The following is an 18,689-nucleotide window of genomic DNA, read 5'->3' as shown; positions in this document are numbered from 1 at the left end:
CTCCTGCTTAACATAATAATGTACAACAGTGGCATTCCCCTCCTTTGGAGGGGTGGCTGAAAGCCGGGGTGGTTAAATTTATAAGACCTTAAAAACCTCCAAGAACACATAATAAAATGAAAGTATTTACAACACGTAAAATACCCCAGGCAGGGATCGACCTGTTAGAAGCCGAGGGCATAACCGTTACCCAATGGCAGGAAAGCCGCGAGCTTACCCAGGAAGAACTTATTGCCTACAGCAAAGAAGCTGATGGCCTTTTACTCTCCGGCCGCAGAAAGGTAGACACCGCTTTTTTAGAAGCGTGCAGCCATTTAAAGGTAATATCATTATTTTCGGTTGGCTATGATAATGTAGACATAAAAGCCGCTACAAAATTTAAGATCCCCATTGGGCATACGCCCGATGTATTGAGCAAAGCCACTGCCGAAACTGCTTTTTTACTCATGATAGCTACAGCGCGCAAGGCGTTTTACCATCATAAAAGGATAGCCAAAGGCGACTGGGATTTCTTTGAACCTACTGTCGGGCTCGGTCAGGACTTACAAGGCAAGACGTTAGGCATACTGGGCTTGGGTAACATAGGTTTTGAGATGGCTAAATACTGCAAAGGTGCTTATGGCATGGATGTTATTTACCACAACCGCGGCAATAACGAACAGGCCGAAAAAGAACTGGGCACCAAAAAGGTCAGTTTCGAGGAGCTGCTGGCACAAAGCGATGTACTATCGGTTCATGCTAATTTAACCGATGAGCTTAAAGGCATTTTTAATGCAGAGGCCTTTGGTAAAATGAAGCCTAATGCAATATTTGTAAACACTGCCCGTGGCGGCGTACACGATGAGGATGATTTAAAGCAGGCGCTTGAAAGCGGCACCATTTGGGGTGCGGGGCTTGATGTTACCAACCCGGAGCCTATGGATAAAAACAATGCATTGCTGGATATGCCCAATGTATCGGTACTGCCGCATATTGGGTCGGCCACTAAGGAAACAAGGGATGCTATGGCGGTACTGGCTGCAAAGAACCTCATCGCGGGTTTAAAGGGCGAGAAGCTGCCGGCGTGTGTTAATCCTGAGGTATATGGGTAGTTATATTCGGCTAAAGCCAACAATACACAGCATAATTTATCCCCTGGCTGAAGCCAGGGGCAACACATACAGCAGAACCTTACAGATAGGATAAGTTGCCTCTGACTTCATGGGGAGTGATAAGGCAGCATTGCAGAATATTGGAACTAATAAAAACATATACTTATGAACTTACAACTTAATGATAAAACAGCCCTGGTTACCGGGTCTACCGCCGGTATTGGCTATGCAATTGCTAAATTATTATTGCAGGAAGGCGCAACGGTTTACATTAACGGCCGTAAACCGCAGATTATAGACGAGGTACTCGAACAACTTAAAAAAGAGGTTCCCAGCGCCAAGGTTCAGGGTATTGCTGCCGATTTTAGCAAAACCGAAGACATAGATAACTTATTGAAGGCTTTGCCTGAAGTTGACATCTTAATTAATAATGTGGGTATTTTTGGCCCAAAACCCTTTGCCGAGATTACTGATGCCGACTGGTTTAATTTCTTCGATGTAAACGTTATGAGCGGTGTGCGATTATCGCGCCACTACTTTCCAAAAATGCTGGCAAAAAATGAGGGCCGTATTATTTTTATATCAAGCGAAAGCGCCATCAATATTCCGGAGGACATGATACACTATGGCTTTACCAAAACGGCGATGCTATCCGTTAGCCGTGGCCTGGCCGAGCTTACCAAAGGCACTAACGTTACGGTAAACTGCGTACTGCCGGGCCCTACGCTTTCGGCAGGTGTTGAGGAAATGACAGGATTAAACAAGGGCGGATCTAAAGAAGAAACAGAAAAGGATTTCTTTACCAACATAAGGCCTACCTCTATCCTGCAACGCTTTACATCGCCCGATGAAATTGCAAATACTGTGGTGTACATTGCGAGTTCGCTTGCATCGGCAACCAATGGTGCTGCGATCCGCGCCGATGGCGGGGTTGTAAAAACCATAATTTAAATTACCATGAAAAAATTATCAGTACTTCTACTATTGCTTTCAACCATTACGTTAATGGCACAGGATAAAAAATTAGAAGTCTCAGGCCTTATGCTCGAGAACGTTACCTACCCTTTTCCTGTAAAGCAAATTGCCATTAAGATTCAGGGTCAGGATCTCACAATGGCCTATATGGATGTACAGTCAGCAAAACCTAACGGCACTACCGTTGTGCTGCTGCACGGCAAAAATTTTAATGCGGCTTATTGGGAGCAAACCGCAAAAGACCTTTCTAAAGATGGTTACCGTGTTATTATGCCCGACCAGATAGGCTTTGGCAAATCGTCTAAACCTACTAATATCCAATACAGTTTTCAGCTGTTGGCACAAAATACCAAAGCGATTTTGGATGAGCTTAAGGTAACTAAAATAAACCTGCTGGGACATTCTATGGGTGGCATGCTGGCTACGCGCTTTGCGCTGATGTACCCGGATATGGTTGAGAAACTCATCCTTTCTAACCCAATTGGGCTTGAGGACTGGAAAACCGTTGTGCCCTACCAAAGTGTAGACGAATGGTATCAGGCCGAACTAAAGCAGGATTATGCCAAAATGAAAGACTACCAGCTTAAATTTTACTATGACAACAAATGGAAACCGGAATACGACCGCTGGCTTAACATTAATGCCGGGTGGACGCTGAATAAAGATTATGAGGTTATTGCCAAGAACGCTGCTCTTACTTATGATATGATCTTTACGCAGCCCGTGGTGTATGAATTTCAGAACCTTAAAATGCCGACGCTGCTTATTATAGGGCAGCGCGACCGTACGGCATTGGGCAAAGCCAAAGCGCCAAAAGAAGCGCAGGAAAAACTGGGTAACTATCCGCAGTTGGGTAAAGACACGGCTAAGAAAATCCCGAATGCATCGTTAGTTGAAATTGATAATGTAGGCCACCTGCCACACATTGAGGCGTATGATAAATTTATTGCGCCGCTTAAGGAGTTTCTTAAAAAGTAAGTCTTTGTATATTTGTACGTATGGATACCGAAATAAACCTCTCCCGAAAGGTACGCAAGCCCCTCAAGCTTTATAAGGAGGCTAAACAAAGCTACCTTAACCGCATGCGCCTGGCCGTATCGCTGTTTTATTTTTCTATGGGGCTAACGTTTGCCACATGGGCCAGCAGGATACCAGATATTAAGTCGGCACTGAACCTCAGCGAAGCCGACCTGGGTACCGTGCTGTTCTCTATACCCTGCGGGCAGCTGCTCATGATGCCGTTTTCGGCGCGCATCGTGGTAAAATATGGCAGTAGCAAAACCGTGGTTGTGGGTATTATTATGTACATCGCGGCCATGGTATCTTTGGGGCTGGGCAGCGAGCGTTGGCACTTAATGCTCTCGCTGTTCTTTTTTGGAATATTCAGTAATTTTACCAATATATCGGTCAACACTCAGGGACTCTTAACAGAGGGTATATTCCGTAAGCCTATTATGTCATCGTTTCATGGCGCGTGGAGCCTTGCCGGATTTACCGGTGCGCTTATTGGTTTACTGATGATGAACATAAGCTCGGTAATGGAATACTTTGGCTTTGCATCGACACCCTTTAAAGTTGAACCACTTACTCATTTTGCTATAATAGCCGTGTTGCTGTATGTAGTTATTGCTTTTAACTACCGTAAGCTCGTAAAAACCAGGCCTGCCAAACCCCAGGCCGTTGAGGACGACAAAAAACGCAGCCTGCTTCCCAAACTTAACCCTGCCCTTGTTTGGCTGGGTGTTATTGGCTTTTGCAGTATGGTAAGCGAGGGTATAATGTTCGACTGGAGCGGCGTATATTTTAAAGACGTGGTAAAAGCGCCGGAATCGTTAGTGGTACTGGGTTACACCTCTTTTATGATCATGATGGCATCGGGCCGCTTTATAGGCGATAAGGTTACGGCGCGCTTTGGCCGCAAGCGTGTACTACAGGTTAGCGGTGTGCTGATATCGGGCGGTATGTACCTTGCGGTATTTTTACCGTATGTAATCCCTGCCGCTATTGGCTTTATGTTTGTGGGCCTGGGTGTTAGCACCGTAGTGCCGGGCGTGTACAGCATTGCGGGGAAAACTCCGGGTATTGAGCCAAGCAAAGCACTTACTGCGGTGTCCAGCGTTAGCTTTTTAGGCTTTTTAATTGGCCCGCCTGTTATTGGGTACATTGCCCATGCGGTAGGGCTTAAAATGTCGTTCGCCCTGATAGGGATATTTGGCGTAGGGATAGCGTTGCTGGTGAATAAGGTTAAGGCGATTGAGTAAGGCCCCCTAACCCCCAAAGGGGGAATTAGAAGAGCAACCCTGGATTCCTCCCCTCCTATGAAGGTTGTGCATCCAAATAAACAAATTACCGCATTAACGAATAAACATTAAAAAAATGCAATACAGAAAAATAGGAAATACCGATCTTGAATTATCAGTAATAACGTTTGGCGCATGGGCGGCAGGCGGATGGATGTGGGGCGGCACCGAGCGTAAAGACTCGGTAGATGCCATACGAAAATCGTATGATGAGGGCGTTACATCCATAGATACTGCGCCTATTTACGGGCAGGGCGACAGCGAAGAAATTGTTGCCGAAGCCGTAAGTGTTTACAGCCGCGATAAGGTGCAGCTGATAACCAAATACGGCATGCGCTGGGATTTGGCTAAGGGCACCCTTGCCATGAAAAGTAAAGACAACAATGGCAACGATATAGATGTGTACAAGTATGCCGGCAAAGAAAGCATCATAAAAGAATGCGAGGACAGCCTGCGCCGCCTTAAAACGGATTATATAGACCTGTACCAAATTCACTGGCCCGATGTTACCACACCCATACAGGAAACTATGGAGGCCGTAGCCCAGCTTATTAAAGACGGCAAAGTGCGCCATGCCGGGGTTTGCAATTACGACGCAGCCCAGGTTAAAGAAGCAAGCCAGTATGTAGATATTATTAGCGACCAGGTGCCGTACAGTATGGTTAAGCGCGATATTGAAGCCGAACTTGTGCCATATGTTTTAGATGCAGGAAAATCGATACTGGCATATAGCCCACTTGAGCGTGGCTTGTTATCGGGTAAAATGAAACCCGGCTATACCTTTGAAGAAGGCGACCACCGTGCGAATGTGTACTTTTTTAACGATGAGAACCTCGCCCGCACAAATCAATTTTTAAACAAGCTAAGGCCCATGGCTGCGGAGAAAAATTCAACACTATCGCAACTTGTACTCCGCTGGACGATAGAGCAGCCTGCTATTACCATTGCCCTTGCCGGTGCGCGTAATGCAGAGCAGTCGGTACAAAACGCAAAGGCGGTAAACCTGTCTTTAAGTAAAGAAGAAAATGCTTTTATAACTGCCCTGCTTAACGATTTGGTGCTGGTTAAGTAAATTGATTATCCTCATTAGATAGCAATCGTGAGATTCCCCTCCCTTGGAGGGGTGGCTAAAAGCCGGGGTGGTTCATATAATAAATAAACCACCCCGCCCTACGGGCACCCCTCCAAAGGAGGGGAATGCCACTCATACCATTAAACGGAATTTAAACCCAAAGTTTTCTTAAAGCCCCGTTTTTCCTAATTCTTTCCTATTTGCGCTGATAGTTTTGACAGCAAAGGAATAGAATTATGAAGAATGTATTTGCCACTTTACTGCTTATTACCGCATCAATAAATACCTATGCGCAGTTAACCGATGCTACCCCAAAACAACCGCTGAAACTGCACCATGCCGAACCCTTGTATACCGACCTTATCCGCGACTTGGGTGCACGCAAAGGCGAGCGCGAACTTAACGTGGGTTTTGGCGTTAGCGATGAGAAAGATTACATAAGTTATTCAGGCTTTGCCGAATATGAATTTGCGGTTGCCAACCGGTTGGGCCTGGAAATTGAAGTTCCGTTTGAGGTTTATGCACATTCTACTGGCCATCAGGATTACAGCTTGCCCGGCAATCGTATCGAAGGTATTAAACTGGCTACACAGTATACTTTTATGGTATCTAAAAAATACCAAACCTCTATGGCAGTGGGTTACATACAGGAAATGATATTTAGTCCGCTACCGGCTTTAGATCATAATGCCCCTTTGTTTGAGGGTACCCGCTACAACCCAATCTTTATTGCCGCAACACGTATAACTCCTAATATCCATGCGCTACTGTATACCGGCCCCAGTATAGAACAAACTTTTGAAAGCAAAGAATGGGACACCGTTATGGATGTTAATGCTAACCTGCACTACGTGTTTAAAAACGGTAACTTTGTGGGGCTGGAAACCAATATGGAATTTGCCGGCAGCACCAAACCCCAGTTTGTGCTTCGCCCACAATTTAAAGTGGCGTTTTCTAAAGATGTAAGCATTGGCGTGCTGGCAGGCATACCTGCATCGGGCCACGGACACGGGTTAAGCGCCATGACGCGCATGATTTGGGTACCGTGATTATTGGGGATTGTTGATGCGGGGATTTGGTTATTTGGTTATTTGAAGCGCATCAGTATTTATAAGGTTAGCTTACAACTCATCCATAATGCCCATTAAAAGTGGCCCCAGCTTAGCCTCAGAATTTATAAAGATAATAACTGCATTTTTACTTATAACATCCATAAGTACAACCGTTTTTACACCCGTATTAGCACCTTCGTGGGCATAGTACAAAGTATTCCCAATCGCAACCTTATTCCAGGTATACCAGCCCTCACGGCTGTAACCGGGTTCGGGGGTTATCTTATCCACTAAATTTGAGCTAAATATAAACTTACTATCATTACTATTTAAGTACTGGAGAATAAGGTTTGAATAGTCTTTAATGGATGTACGCAACTGCCCCGAAGGATAAATGGGAAAACCATTAAAGCCCAAAAACACCTGTTTCCCGTTTTTATCTGATGTATATGTTTTGGCAACTGTTTCAAGATTAAGCCCGTTTAGAAACCAACTTGTATTGGCCATTTTTAAGGGCTTAAAAATATTATTTTGGCTAAAGTCTTCTAAAGTAGTACCGCTTACCTTTTCTATAATTACACCTAACAGGGCATAGGCAACATTGCAGTATTTATAACCTTTATTATCCTGAAAATTTTCCTGACTGTATAATTTGCCTTTTGGAGAAAAATAAGATTTGAGATAGGCAGAAAGTTGTATGTCAGAATCTCCGTTTGTACCGTTATTATCTGCATCTAAAACGGCATAATTATCAACTATACCGGAGTGGTGGTTAAGCAGGCTGGCAACCGTAATTTTTTCTTTGAGCAAATGCGGGTTCTTTACCTTAAAGGGTAAATAGTCGTTAATATCATTATCAAGTTTAATTTTACCGGATTCTACCAGGTTAAAAATAGCCAGGTTAACAACCGTTTTAGAGATTGAAGCTACTTCAAAAGGCGTATTAACCGTTGCTTTTACACGGTTTTCAAGATCACTGTAGCCGTAGGTTTTCAAGTGGGTTAATTTTCCATCCTGTATCACCGCAATACCAATCGCCGGGATATTTTTTGCGCTCATTTCAGCGGCTGCAAGAGCATCTATTTTTGGCAGCTCCTGACTGATTGAAGCCATGCTCATTAGTACAAAAGCAACTGTTAGCGAAATTTTCATCCTGTAAAACGGGTATAAATTCATGGTGGATTACTCTACTTTCTTAACCTGAAAATTCTCGAAAGTTACCGGAAAACTCAGCTTGCCCGGTGCGGCGGCTACCATGCCCACCTGAACTTTTACATTGGGTGGAAAATAAGCCAGGCGCAGCATCTCAAAATTTTTACCGTCAAACGAATATTTTATTTCGGCATAATCGCCTTTACGGAGCAGTTTTAGCCAAACCGATTTTGGACTGTCGTTACGGGTAATAACCGACCAGTCGGACACCTCCCTTGTAACCACGGCGCTTACATTTTGTTTACCGTCTACAAATTCTATCCCGGTTTTAATCCAGTTCTTCTCGTCAATGCGTATCATTAGCCCTGCCTGGTGAAACAGTTCGGTATAGGCACCGGTTACTTTAACGCTAACCTCAAAGTCACCTTCGGCTTCAACATAGGTAAAAGGGCCGTTGTCGCGCTTAAACCCGTAATGGGTAACCTGCCAAAAATCGGTCCCCGGCTCTACGGTAAAGGTTAGCTTTTTGGCATCGCCGCTAAATTTTTTAGGTTGGTTGAGCCATTGCATGTCCTTATTTTGGGCAAAGCTCAAGGCTGAAATAAGAAAAAGTGTAGAGAGTAAGATGTTTTTCATAATAGTATAAATGTTTTGGATACCCAAATGTAAACAGAAATACAATGCCACACACAACCGCATAAAAAAAGCCATTCCTTAAACAGAATGGCTTTGGTGTTACGGCTATGGCCTGTCCCAAAAAAATGGCGGCTCTATACCCAACCCACGCAGGTACACATAGCCCTGCCCGCGGTGGTGAATTTCGTTATCTATAAAATACAAGGCCATACTTAGCGCAGTTCCCGGATATTGACCAAAAGCAATAATACTTTTCTCAAAATCATCTATTTGTGGCCAATAGGTTTCCAGTTCTGTCGTGGTGTCATCCCATCGTTCTAAAAGTTCGGCTTTGGTTACCGGCATATTGTTACCGGTTATATGCGGCATATCTTTAGGGCCCCAATCGTCGGTGGCAAGGCCTTTGGCGCCCGGGCCGGTAAGGTCTATAATTTCCATAACCAGCTGGGCAAAGGTGCGCATGCCGCCTATGGTATATTCAAACAATTCTTTTTCGGGAAAAGCCTCAATTACACGGCGCGTTAAGCCGCGGTGGCCCTGCCAGTGCTTTAAAAGATCCTGTGGCGATAATAGCGTTGTTGTGGTTGCATTTTCTGTTGACATGATACTGATGATTTACTTGGTTTATACCCCAAAATTACAAACGGGTAATGACAAGGGTATGTCAGCAGGGATTAGAAAGTTGTAAAAAATGCATTAAGCCTGCAAACTAAATTTCTTTAATATCCTGTAATGCGAGCGTAGTGCCGTAAGGAATGTAGGGTTTTCTATATACGGAATATTAAACTCCAGCGCCGTTTGCTTAACGATCTTGCTGATTTTACCGTAATGGATGTGGCAAATTTTAGGGAACAGGTGATGCTCTATCTGCCTGTTAAGTCCGCCCAGGAAAAAAGCGGCAAAAGGGCAGGATGTGGCAAAGTTTGCGGTAGTGCGCATTTGGTGTTCGGCCCAGGCTTCTTCTATATTTCCGCTGGTATTTGGCATGGGGAAATCAGTGCCCTCTACCACGTGCGCCAGCTGAAACACCAGCCCCATGGTAAAGCCCTGTGCTATTTGCAAGGCCAAAAAGCCTATTATAAACTGCCACCACGTTATGCTGAGCACCATCAGCGGAAGCGCTATGAACAAAAAGTAGTAAATAGCCTTATAAAAAAACAGGTTAAAATATTCTTTTTTGGGATGTTTGGTGGCAGTTTGCCCTACTTTGGGCTGAAAGAACTTTTTATAATCTTTACGGAATGCCCATGAGATAGACGCCAGCCCGTACAGGGGGAAAGCATACCAGTGCTGGTAGCGCTGTATACGGTTTACGGGTTCTTCGGGCGAAAGGCGTATGAGCCCCGGGGCAACATCAATGTCTTCGTCATGCCCGGGAATGTTGGTATACGTATGGTGTACAATATTATGCGTAATGCTCCACACGTAAGGACTCGCGCCCAGCAGGTTGAATATGGCACTAAGCACTTTGTTTACTATTTTGTTTGATGAAAACGACCCATGTATGGCATCGTGGCACACATTAAACCCCACAAAGGCGCTGCAAACGCCCAGCAGTATTGCGAGCGGCAGCATAACCCAGGTACTAAAGGCGTTAGAGATTATAAGTGCATATACTCCAAAAAACACGGTTAAGAAAATTGCGGTTTTTACCCACATACCGGCATTAGCGTTGCGCGACTCATCCGCATCTAAAAAATACTGGTCTACACGCTGCCTTGTCGTGGCAAGGAATTGCGTCTTTGCCGCGTTGTTAAATTTTAACTTGGTAATCATATAAATGGATAGCTGCAACGGTTAATTCACTTCCATTTGTAAGATAAAATTAGTAGTGAGAAGGATTTTGTATAGTATCGGAATTCCGTACTTTTTTCTGAAAATGCCTTTCTGTCGGAGTATTGTATAATGATAACGCAAATAGGGTGCCAGTATTGCTTAACCCCTATCTTTCCTTGTTCGGCACCTCTAAAACATCATCCTTGGTTATCACATAAATAACATCGCCTTCCTGCGGTTCCATAACGTAGGTACCGGTAAATTCGCCAAAGGCAGGGAGTATCATTTGTTGGGCCGACTTAAAAAAGCATGGCAGTTTTAAAAATTGCCTGCCCTTGCCCGCCAAAAGCACTGCCGGGTGTATGTGCCCGCATAGGGTAAACAGGCCATCGCGTTCTTCGGGGTAGTGGGTTAGCAAAAAGCCATCCAGTGCCCATTCGCTTACTATGGTAATGTTGATGTCGTGGTATTTTTTAGGTGCTATAATATCGTGGTTACCCGCTACAAGTATTATAGGCACAGGCGTGCGCGCCACCCAGTCGTGAAATAACTGCCACTCATTATTTAAGGAGCTGTGAAAAAGGTCGCCTAAAAAGCAGATGCTTTCGGGCTCAAAATAGTTAACAGCGCTATCCAGCTTATCAAAATTTTTATGCATGAGCACCCCCGGTATAGCAGCCCCATGCTTGCGAAAGTGCGATACCTTGCCCAAATGCGCGTCGGATATCAGCAGCATGCGTTTTTCTACCCAAAACAATGCGCCGGAGCAATGCAGTATAAAGTCGCGGCTGTTAATTTGTATGTTTAATGTCATTTAATCCCTCTCATTTTTCTTTCGCAAAGACACGCAAAGAAGGCACAAAGATACGCAAAGGCACATAATTATAAAGTATCGTTAGATGTGCGACTGTGTTAAATAAGAGGTAGTGATTTATGTGAGATCGCCGCGCTGGGTTGCACTCCGCTCGCGATGACAGTGCGAAGTCTAAAAATCCAACCATTCAAAATTTAATAATCTATTTCATATAACTTGCCGTCATCCTTTTAATCCTGTCGGAGAGGGTTTCGCTGGATAGTTTTTCACGAAGGCGGTCGGTTATAATGGGGAAGCTGAAAGGCGTAGGCTTTTCTGTAGCTTTCCAAACGATTTGCTGGCGGTGTATGCGCTCTAAGGCTAATAGCAAACGGCCTTCTTCAAGCTGGTGCTCAAAGGTTTCGCGGTACGCCTGCTGAAACAAAAGGTTGTTAGGCTCATAATCCCTGAAAACTTCAAATATCAGCTGCGAGCTGCTTTGCAGGTGTTTGGTTTTAACCACCTTGCCGGGATAACCCGTAAATACCAGCCCTGCAATAACGGCAATATCGCGAAATTTTCGGCGTGCCATTTCGGTAGCATTAAGGCTGTGCTGCAAATCAAGGTGCAGGTGCTGCGGGGTAAAGAGGTCGTTATCCAATACCTGCTGCATGTCAATCTCCTGGTCGGATAGTAATTCAAAACCATAATCATTATACGCCAGCGAAAAGGTTATGGGAGTAAGCAGGCTAATGCGGTAGGCCATTAAACTGGCAAGCGCCTCGTGTACAAAACGCCCCTCGAACGGGTAAAATATGGCGTGGTAGCCCTCGCGGGTTTTAAACGTTTCTATCAAAAATTCGTCATCGCCCGGCACAATGCTTTCTTTGCGCTGGCGGGTAAACATGGGCTTGAGGGCGCGTAATTCGCGCGTCATGGTATCGGTATTGGCGGCATAAAGCTCTTCGCGCAGCAGTTCGCTCATCTGTGCCGAAAGCGTAAGCCTGCCCCCCATCCAGCTGGCATGCATGGCCTTGGCGCCGGGGCTTGCCATGCGCACCATAACCTCCATATTGCGCACGCGGATAAGCTCCAGCTTACGGCCTGCGAAAATAAAGGTATCGCCGGGGTTAAGCTTGGATATAAACCACTCTTCGATACTGCCCAGGTAGCCACCACCCAAAAATTTTACGTTCATAACCGAATCTCCCACAATGGTACCCATTTGCATGCGGTGGCGCATGGCAATGGTTTTACTGTTTACCTTAAACTTACCGTCGGCCTCAATCTCTACTTTTTTATATTCGTCATACGCCTGCAGGCTCTGGCTGCCCTTGGTAATAAAGTTAAGGCAAAACTGAAAGTCGTCTTCCGTCATGCCCTGATAGCAAAAACTGCCTTTAACCTCTTTAAATATAACATCGGGGTAAAAACCGTCTGACACTGCCAGTGTAACAAGGTACTGCACCAGTACGTCCCAACTGTTTAGGTAGGGCACGCGATCTTCTACCACGGTTTCCTGAACGGCGCGGCGCAATGCCGAAGCCTCCACCAGCTCTATGGCGTGGGTGGCTAAAAAGTAAATGTTGCTTTCCTCGCCGGGGCGGTGGCCACTACGCCCGGCACGCTGTAAAAAACGCGCCACGCCTTTAGGGCCGCCTATTTGTACCACGGTTTCTACAGGGGCAAAGTCCACACCCAGGTCTAAGCTCGATGTACATACTACAGCGCGCAATTGTTCATCCCTGATGGCCTGCTCTACCCACTGCCTGTTCTCGCGGCTTATACTGCCGTGGTGCATGGCAAGGTCGCCCGCAAACTCCGGAAACTTATCTAACAGCGCCTGAAACCACAACTCACACTGCGCGCGCGTATTGCAAAATAGCAGTGTGGTGCGGCTGCCTTTTATAATTTTTGCGGCTTCGTCTATAAGGTGCAGCCCCATGTGACCGCGCCACGGGTAGGCATCCATCTTATCCGGGATAACCGAAACCACATTTATTTTTTTATTGATGTGCGCCCGTATCATAACCGAATTTTCCAGCGCAGGCGACTGCGGACCCAACAGTACTTCCATAGCTTGTTGCAGGTTGCCTATGGTGGCACTAATACCCCAAATACGCATTTTAGGCGCAACGTTTTTAAGGCGGGTAAGGGCAAGCTCAGTCTGCACGCCACGCTTGGTACCCAGGAGTTCGTGCCACTCATCTATAATTATTGCGCCGCAGGTTTTAAACACGTTGGCATAATCTTTAGAAGCCAGCATGAGCTGCATGCTTTCGGGCGTAGTGATGAGCAGGTCGGGTATTTTGGTTTTTTGCTTTGAACGTTCAGATGCCGAGGTATCGCCAGTTCGGATGCCTACAGTAAGCCCCGTGCCCAAATCGTCATTTACCCTGTCTGCAGCCTGCTTTATCTCTACCGAAAGGGCACGCAGCGGGGTGATCCAGATGGCTTTAAGGCCGGGCTTGTGTTTGGTTTTATAGTCGGGGTTATTTTTAATATAGTCTAACACTACAGGCAGCCACAGGGCGTAGGTCTTGCCGCTGCCGGTTGGGGCATTAAGCAGGCCGTTCTTACCCTGTAAAAAGGCAGTCCACGTTTGGGTTTGGAACGGGAAGGGTTTCCACCCCCTGCTCTCAAACCAGCCTGTTGCTATATCAAAAAGTTGTTCCCTGTTCATTTTTTTGGTTTCGGGTTTTCAGTTTCAAGTTGTCCTCTCCCCCAACCCCTCTCCAAAGGAGAGGGGAGCGAGCTTCATAGTTGCATTTGTCATTGCGAGGGAGGCACGACCGCGGCAATCTCACTCGTAGCAAAATACTTACGTATTTTAATAAAGGAGCATCTCTATTAATGAGCTATATTTGGGATTGCCGCGGTCGTGCCTCCCTCGCAATGACAGACTCCGCCTAACTGTTTGGAATTTGGAATTTGCTTTTTGGAATTTGTCATTTCGGAATCATGTCCTTTAAATCTTCTATACTATTGGCATCTTCTATTTTTTTGTCGTGGCGCCAGCGTAATATCCGCGGAAAGCGTGTTGCAACGCCGCTTTTGTGCCGCCCGGAAAAGGCGATACCCTCAAACCCTATCTCAAAGACCAGTTTTGGGGTTACACTGCGCACGGGTCCGAACCTATCAAGCGTATTTTTCTTGATGTAATCGTCAACCATGCGGAATTCGGCATCGGTTAAACCGGAATACGCCTTGGCGAACGTTACCAGCTCCTTGGTACCGTCTTCGTTGGTTTGCCACAAGGCGAAGGTATAATCGGTAAACAGGGTGGCGCGGCGGCCACTACCCCGCATGGCGTAGGTAAGTACGGCATCAATGGCAAAGGGCTCGAGTTTCCACTTCCACCAGTCGCCTTTTTTACGGCCCACGAGGTAAGGTGAATCTATACGCTTAAACATCAGGCCTTCGCTGCGCAGTTCGCGCGACCGGGCTTTTTCGAGCATGGCTTCATCCCAACTATCAAAAGTCATCCTTTCGGATAATTGCAGCGGCAGTTCGTACTCCTTAATGCTGTCGTATAGCTGTTCTAACAGTTGGCGGCGTTCTATATAGGGCAGCTGCCTTATGTCCTGCCCCTGCCACTCCAGTAAATCGTATGCCTTTATAATAACCGGTGTTTTTTTGAGCAGTGCAGGCGAAACGGTTTTACGCCCTATGCGGGTTTGTAAATCGTTAAAGCTGCCGATAGCGCCATCTACCCAGGGTAGGATCTCCCCATCTATCACGGTACCATCGGGGATAACGCCTAACAGTTTTTCGAATTCAGGGTATTTATCTGTAACCAGTTCTTCGCCACGGCTCCACACATACATGTGCCCGTTGCGGATGAGCGTCTGGCTGCGAATACCATCCCATTTATGCTCGGCACTCCACTGGCTTACATCGCCCAGTCCTTCGGGTTCGCCTTCTATCGCATACGCTAAATAGAACGGAAAAGGCTTGCTGTAGGCATCCTGCGCTTTTTCATCTAACACTAAATTCTGGAAGCTAACCTTTACCGGATCCCACTCGCCCATAAGTTTGTAAGCCAGTACATCTTCATCTACACCCGTGGCTTTAGAGAGGGCACGCGTCATTAATTTCTGACTCACACCGATACGGAAACTGCCCGTTATGAGTTTTGTAAACACAAAACGCTCGTAATAATTAAGCGCCAGCCAGTTGCTATGCAGGTATTCCCGCTTTTGGTCATCGGGCTTTTTTTTAAGGGCTATCATTTCTTCCACAAACTCCGTCAGACTTTTATCACTCTGGTTTTTAGTGGTGGGAATAACCAGCGCAATGGTCTCCGCCAGGTCGCCCACAATATGGTAGGATTCCTCAAACAACCATAGCGGGATGTTAGCCAGCTCGGTGGCCCACATGCGCAGCAATGTAGTATTAACCGGACGTGGCGGGCGGCGGTGCGAGAGTATCGCAATCGTCCATACGCGGTCTTTATCGTTGGCGTTCTTAAAATACTCGGTTAACGCATCTACCTTAACCGATGTTTTATTAGAACTATCCAGTGCCTTTATAAGTTCAGAGAAATTTTTCATGGCTGCTCGTCGGTTTCGGCATCCGCCTTGTTTTCCACTTCGCCTTCATCGCCCTCATACTGGGTATGCTCAGTACGGGCATCATAGCCCTGTTCGCGCAGGTAGGCGCTAAAAATGTCGCTGTAGCCGTGGGTGCAGATGATCTTTTCGGCACCTGTGGCGGTAATGCTTTCCAGCAGTCCCTGCCAGTCGCAATGGTCGGAAAGCACAAAACCTTTGTCGATAGCCCGGCGGCGGCGTGCACCGCGAAAAGCCATCCACCCGCTTGCCGAACCCGTTACAAAAGGTGTCATTTTACGTATCCAGATGCTGCCGTGGGCGCTTGGCGGTGCCAATACAATACTGCCCAGCAAATCTTCTTTTTTGGTTTCGCGCGTAACGCGTATAGTTTCCGGGAAACTTACCATAGGCCTAAGCACCTCGGTCATGTTCTCTACCGCGCCGTGGGTGTAAATGCGTCCAATGTTAGGGTCTAAGTATTTAAGCAGCCGTTGCGCCTTGCCAAGTGTGTACCCAAAAAGTATGGAGGTTTTACCTTCGGCACGGTTTTGTGCCCACCAGTTGTTAACATCGGTCATTACCTCGGCCTGCGGAAGCCATTTAAACGCTGGCAGCCCAAAGGTGTTCTCGGTTATAAAGGTATGGCATTTAACCACCTCGTAGGGAGTGGAAATTCCGTCGTCTTCGGTCTTATAATCGCCGGTAAACACCCAAACCTCGCCTTTGTGCTCTACCCTTATCTGCGCGCTGCCTATTATGTGCCCGGCAGGATGAAACGAAAATGTTACCCCGTTTATGGTAAAGGTTTCGCCCCAGTCTTTGCCCGTAACCACGATATCGCCCAGGCGGTGCTTTATTATAGGCACATTCATGTGGTGCGTTATATAGTGCTTGTGGCCCCAGCGGGAGTGATCGCTGTGGCCGTGGGTTATAATGGCGTTGTCTACCGGGCGCCACGGATCCAGGTATACGTTGGCCTGCGCACAGTAAATGCCTTTATCGTTAAATGCCAACAGGGGCTGCCTCATGAGTTTAGGGTATATACTTATAAAGTTACGAACTACCGCTTTTTGTTAGATGCGGATTGAGGGAAGTTTAACGTTTGTGGAAGGAGGCTACTATTACACAAGTCTCGCAAAGAAACCGCATAGTTTCGCAAAGATTAAAACTGTGTGTCTCCTTTGTGCATCTCTGTGGAATAGCCTGATCCGAAATACTAAAATTATCCTAAAAGAAATCGTTTTAGAAAAAACTGGCACACCTTTAGGTAAGGTGTAAGAAAGCCTTACAATATAGTTTAACCAATTAGTAATCTTTAATTCTCGCTATCATGAAAACAATCAAAAAACTACTGTTAGGGTTATTATTATGCACTGGTGCACTCACGCAGGCGCAGGTATCGGTAAGTGTTAACATTGGTACACCGCCCGTTTGGGCTCCCGCTCCTGTTGAAGCGCGCTACTACTACCTGCCCGATATTGCTACTTATTACGACATTAACACGGCCCAGTACGTATACATTAGCAACAACCGCTGGGTGCGCACCCGTGCCCTGCCTGTTGCTTATAGAAATTACGACCTGTACCACGGCCCACACGTAGTGGTAAGCAACTATTATGGTAATGCACCTTATGTGTATCATACCAACTATGTAAAACGATACCCATCGCACTACAGGGCCAACCACTATTCTTATGCTGCCCGCCCACATGCCCACCATTATAAAGCCGTTAAGCATCATGGTAACGGGCACGGCCGCGGACACAACAAACACCACGGCAGACATTAAGGTATCGCCAATATTATCTTAAAATATAAAACATTACCTAAAATACATCTTAAATTTGTTTTAATATTTCAACTTTCCTACTAATACTGCACGAAAGATTTTGGGTATAATTTAAAACAACAGAAAACATGAAACACTTACTATTAGGATTACTGTTCTTTACCTGCGCGTTTAGCCAGGCACAGGTATCGGTTAACGTAAACATTGGTTCGCCACCTGCATGGGGGCCTGCCGGATACACCGAAGTTAGGTATTACTACCTGCCGGATATTGAGGTTTATTATGATGTTAATACGGCCCAGTATATTTATATAAACAACGGCAACTGGATTCGTGCCTCGGCACTGCCGCCCGTTTACCGAACTTATAATTTATACAGCGGCTATAAGGTGGTTGTAAACGATTATCGCGGTACCACGCCCTATATTTATTACAAAACGCACAAGGTTAAATATCCTAAAGGGTATAAGGGCAAACCACAAAAAACCATTGGCGTACCACCGGGACATGCTAAAAAAAGCGTGGCTGTAAAATCAGGCAATAACGTTGTGGTAAAATCTAACGGAAACGGAAACAATGGCAGCGGTAAAAAATCCGGCGGCGGCGGAAACGGTAAAGGAAATGGAAATGGCAAGGGTAAACACTAAACCTATTGGCTTATTATAATATTGAGAACCGGCAAGTGCCGGTTTTTTTTGTGAATATCAGTTTTTAAATATGCAAAATGAATTGTTACATTTGTTGATAACCACACTTATATAGTTATGATACAATTTCAAAATAAAGAATTTCTTACACGTATATTAAACTTACCGGAATTTGGTGAAGTTTTAATCTCTACAACTTCATTAAATGATTTGTTATTAGGAGATGATGATTATACATCAGATAAAGCTTTAGCAATAGATGAAGAAGTCTTTTATTTTGTAGAAGATGAACAGATAGAACTGCCTTACAACGAATTGAGAGATTTAGTAATATTAGAAGTAAGATGATCAAATATCAATTCTTTCCACGTTCGCAAGGCATAACTCCAGAAATTAAATCTGTCGTTGATTGTTTTGAATTAGAATCAAATAAGATTAAATCGCCTGAGAATAACCTTTCTTCTAATCAAGTTTTAGAAATTATCCGTCCACATTTAGAAGCTATTAACTTTACAGTTGAGAGCGGTAAATCTAAAATTCAAAAAATAAGCGTACCGGTATTATTTGGTTACAATAATAATATTGATAAATCATTTAATGCAGACGCGGTTAGTGTCGACGGCAAAATCGTATTAGAAGTTGAAGCCGGACGAGCCTTGACTAATAACCAATTTCTAAAAGATATCTTTCAGGCATGTATGATGTTCGAAGTAGAATATCTAATAATCGCCGTACGAAACGACTACAGAGGTGGCGATGATTTTCAGAGAATATTTTCGTTTATAGAAACATTGTATATTTCCAATAGACTTAAACTTCCTCTTAAGGGAATTCTATTAATCGGGTATTAAAT

18 protein-coding genes are annotated in these 18,689 nt (G+C 45.4%); 10 read left to right on the top strand and 8 right to left on the bottom strand.

Features of this window, described 5'->3' with window-relative positions:
* The first annotated feature begins 116 nt into the window (after positions 1-116).
* The 6 genes from FMM05_RS16265 (at position 117) to FMM05_RS16240 (ending at position 6,487) form a co-directional block, all read left to right on the top strand.
* Positions 117-1,091 (top strand): 2-hydroxyacid dehydrogenase, encoded by a 975-nt coding sequence (locus FMM05_RS16265; RefSeq protein ID WP_143374459.1) that lies wholly within the window; start codon positions 117-119, stop codon positions 1,089-1,091.
* A 165-nt stretch (positions 1,092-1,256) separates the two neighbouring features.
* Positions 1,257-2,042 (top strand): SDR family NAD(P)-dependent oxidoreductase, encoded by a 786-nt coding sequence (locus FMM05_RS16260; protein WP_185965610.1) that lies wholly within the window; start codon positions 1,257-1,259, stop codon positions 2,040-2,042.
* A gap of 6 nt (positions 2,043-2,048) precedes the next feature.
* Positions 2,049-3,044: an alpha/beta fold hydrolase gene (locus FMM05_RS16255; protein WP_143374457.1), complete on the top strand. Its 996-nt coding sequence runs from the start codon at positions 2,049-2,051 to the stop codon at positions 3,042-3,044.
* Between the two features lie 20 nt (positions 3,045-3,064).
* Positions 3,065-4,327 carry an MFS transporter gene (locus tag FMM05_RS16250; RefSeq protein WP_143374456.1) on the top strand — a complete coding sequence of 421 codons (1,263 nt, stop codon included), beginning with the start codon at positions 3,065-3,067 and terminating at the stop codon, positions 4,325-4,327.
* Positions 4,328-4,442: 115 nt separating this feature from the next.
* On the top strand, positions 4,443-5,438 hold the full coding sequence (locus FMM05_RS16245; protein WP_143374455.1) for an aldo/keto reductase: 996 nt from the start codon (positions 4,443-4,445) through the stop codon (positions 5,436-5,438).
* A 236-nt stretch (positions 5,439-5,674) separates the two neighbouring features.
* Positions 5,675-6,487: an HAEPLYID family protein gene (locus FMM05_RS16240; protein WP_143374454.1), complete on the top strand. Its 813-nt coding sequence runs from the start codon at positions 5,675-5,677 to the stop codon at positions 6,485-6,487.
* Between the two features lie 72 nt (positions 6,488-6,559).
* Here FMM05_RS16240 and FMM05_RS16235 read toward each other — a convergent pair whose 3' ends face one another.
* The 8 genes from FMM05_RS16235 to FMM05_RS16200 form a co-directional block, all read right to left on the bottom strand.
* Positions 6,560-7,642, bottom strand: coding sequence for a serine hydrolase domain-containing protein (locus FMM05_RS16235; RefSeq protein ID WP_185965609.1), 1,083 nt, complete (start codon positions 7,640-7,642; stop codon positions 6,560-6,562).
* A 30-nt stretch (positions 7,643-7,672) separates the two neighbouring features.
* The gene (locus FMM05_RS16230) at positions 7,673-8,278 is read right to left on the bottom strand and encodes a DUF1349 domain-containing protein (RefSeq protein ID WP_143374452.1); all 606 of its coding nucleotides are present in this window, start codon (positions 8,276-8,278) and stop codon (positions 7,673-7,675) included.
* A gap of 105 nt (positions 8,279-8,383) precedes the next feature.
* Positions 8,384-8,881, bottom strand: a complete 498-nt coding sequence (locus tag FMM05_RS16225) for a DinB family protein (RefSeq protein ID WP_143374451.1) — start codon at positions 8,879-8,881, stop codon at positions 8,384-8,386.
* Between the two features lie 93 nt (positions 8,882-8,974).
* Positions 8,975-10,054, bottom strand: coding sequence for a fatty acid desaturase family protein (locus FMM05_RS16220; RefSeq protein ID WP_143374450.1), 1,080 nt, complete (start codon positions 10,052-10,054; stop codon positions 8,975-8,977).
* A 166-nt stretch (positions 10,055-10,220) separates the two neighbouring features.
* A complete protein-coding gene (gene pdeM, locus FMM05_RS16215; RefSeq protein WP_143374449.1) occupies positions 10,221-10,868 on the bottom strand; it encodes a ligase-associated DNA damage response endonuclease PdeM in 648 nt (215 codons plus the stop codon).
* A gap of 202 nt (positions 10,869-11,070) precedes the next feature.
* A complete protein-coding gene (locus tag FMM05_RS16210) occupies positions 11,071-13,530 on the bottom strand; it encodes a ligase-associated DNA damage response DEXH box helicase (RefSeq protein ID WP_143374448.1) in 2,460 nt (819 codons plus the stop codon).
* A 265-nt stretch (positions 13,531-13,795) separates the two neighbouring features.
* Positions 13,796-15,400, bottom strand: coding sequence for an ATP-dependent DNA ligase (locus FMM05_RS16205; protein WP_143374447.1), 1,605 nt, complete (start codon positions 15,398-15,400; stop codon positions 13,796-13,798).
* Positions 15,397-16,428: a ligase-associated DNA damage response exonuclease gene (locus FMM05_RS16200; protein ID WP_143374446.1), complete on the bottom strand. Its 1,032-nt coding sequence runs from the start codon at positions 16,426-16,428 to the stop codon at positions 15,397-15,399. Before FMM05_RS16200 ends, FMM05_RS16205 begins: the two co-directional genes overlap by 4 nt.
* Before the next feature lie 302 nt (positions 16,429-16,730).
* Between FMM05_RS16200 and FMM05_RS16195 the strand changes: the two genes are divergently transcribed.
* The 4 genes from FMM05_RS16195 (at position 16,731) to FMM05_RS16180 (ending at position 18,687) form a co-directional block, all read left to right on the top strand.
* Positions 16,731-17,189 (top strand): hypothetical protein, encoded by a 459-nt coding sequence (locus FMM05_RS16195; RefSeq protein ID WP_143374445.1) that lies wholly within the window; start codon positions 16,731-16,733, stop codon positions 17,187-17,189.
* Positions 17,190-17,317: 128 nt separating this feature from the next.
* Positions 17,318-17,836 carry a hypothetical protein gene (locus FMM05_RS16190; RefSeq protein ID WP_143374444.1) on the top strand — a complete coding sequence of 173 codons (519 nt, stop codon included), beginning with the start codon at positions 17,318-17,320 and terminating at the stop codon, positions 17,834-17,836.
* Between the two features lie 117 nt (positions 17,837-17,953).
* Positions 17,954-18,184, top strand: coding sequence for a hypothetical protein (locus FMM05_RS16185; RefSeq protein ID WP_143374443.1), 231 nt, complete (start codon positions 17,954-17,956; stop codon positions 18,182-18,184).
* Positions 18,181-18,687 carry a hypothetical protein gene (locus FMM05_RS16180; RefSeq protein ID WP_143374442.1) on the top strand — a complete coding sequence of 169 codons (507 nt, stop codon included), beginning with the start codon at positions 18,181-18,183 and terminating at the stop codon, positions 18,685-18,687. The genes FMM05_RS16185 and FMM05_RS16180 overlap by 4 nt, the downstream gene beginning before the upstream one ends.
* Positions 18,688-18,689 lie beyond the last annotated feature (2 nt).

The sequence above is a fragment of the Flavobacterium zepuense genome (assembly GCF_007097145.1).
GTDB classification, from domain to species: domain Bacteria; phylum Bacteroidota; class Bacteroidia; order Flavobacteriales; family Flavobacteriaceae; genus Flavobacterium; species Flavobacterium zepuense.
Note: the sequence above shows the minus strand (reverse complement) of the source record. Positions and strands in the feature narration are given on the sequence as shown.

Excerpts from the sequence above, each read along its gene's own strand:
- FMM05_RS16265 (WP_143374459.1), top strand. The coding sequence starts at position 117 with ATGAAAGTATTTACAACACGTAAAATACCCCAGGCAGGGATCGACCTG.
- FMM05_RS16260 (WP_185965610.1), top strand. The coding sequence starts at position 1,257 with ATGAACTTACAACTTAATGATAAAACAGCCCTGGTTACCGGGTCTACC.
- FMM05_RS16255 (WP_143374457.1), top strand. The coding sequence starts at position 2,049 with ATGAAAAAATTATCAGTACTTCTACTATTGCTTTCAACCATTACGTTA.
- FMM05_RS16250 (WP_143374456.1), top strand. The coding sequence starts at position 3,065 with ATGGATACCGAAATAAACCTCTCCCGAAAGGTACGCAAGCCCCTCAAG.
- FMM05_RS16245 (WP_143374455.1), top strand. The coding sequence starts at position 4,443 with ATGCAATACAGAAAAATAGGAAATACCGATCTTGAATTATCAGTAATA.
- FMM05_RS16240 (WP_143374454.1), top strand. The coding sequence starts at position 5,675 with ATGAAGAATGTATTTGCCACTTTACTGCTTATTACCGCATCAATAAAT.
- FMM05_RS16235 (WP_185965609.1), bottom strand. The coding sequence starts at position 7,642 with ATGAAAATTTCGCTAACAGTTGCTTTTGTACTAATGAGCATGGCTTCA.
- FMM05_RS16230 (WP_143374452.1), bottom strand. The coding sequence starts at position 8,278 with ATGAAAAACATCTTACTCTCTACACTTTTTCTTATTTCAGCCTTGAGC.
- FMM05_RS16225 (WP_143374451.1), bottom strand. The coding sequence starts at position 8,881 with ATGTCAACAGAAAATGCAACCACAACAACGCTATTATCGCCACAGGAT.
- FMM05_RS16220 (WP_143374450.1), bottom strand. The coding sequence starts at position 10,054 with ATGATTACCAAGTTAAAATTTAACAACGCGGCAAAGACGCAATTCCTT.
- pdeM (WP_143374449.1), bottom strand. The coding sequence starts at position 10,868 with ATGACATTAAACATACAAATTAACAGCCGCGACTTTATACTGCATTGC.
- FMM05_RS16210 (WP_143374448.1), bottom strand. The coding sequence starts at position 13,530 with ATGAACAGGGAACAACTTTTTGATATAGCAACAGGCTGGTTTGAGAGC.
- FMM05_RS16205 (WP_143374447.1), bottom strand. The coding sequence starts at position 15,400 with ATGAAAAATTTCTCTGAACTTATAAAGGCACTGGATAGTTCTAATAAA.
- FMM05_RS16200 (WP_143374446.1), bottom strand. The coding sequence starts at position 16,428 with ATGAGGCAGCCCCTGTTGGCATTTAACGATAAAGGCATTTACTGTGCG.
- FMM05_RS16195 (WP_143374445.1), top strand. The coding sequence starts at position 16,731 with ATGAAAACAATCAAAAAACTACTGTTAGGGTTATTATTATGCACTGGT.
- FMM05_RS16190 (WP_143374444.1), top strand. The coding sequence starts at position 17,318 with ATGAAACACTTACTATTAGGATTACTGTTCTTTACCTGCGCGTTTAGC.
- FMM05_RS16185 (WP_143374443.1), top strand. The coding sequence starts at position 17,954 with ATGATACAATTTCAAAATAAAGAATTTCTTACACGTATATTAAACTTA.
- FMM05_RS16180 (WP_143374442.1), top strand. The coding sequence starts at position 18,181 with ATGATCAAATATCAATTCTTTCCACGTTCGCAAGGCATAACTCCAGAA.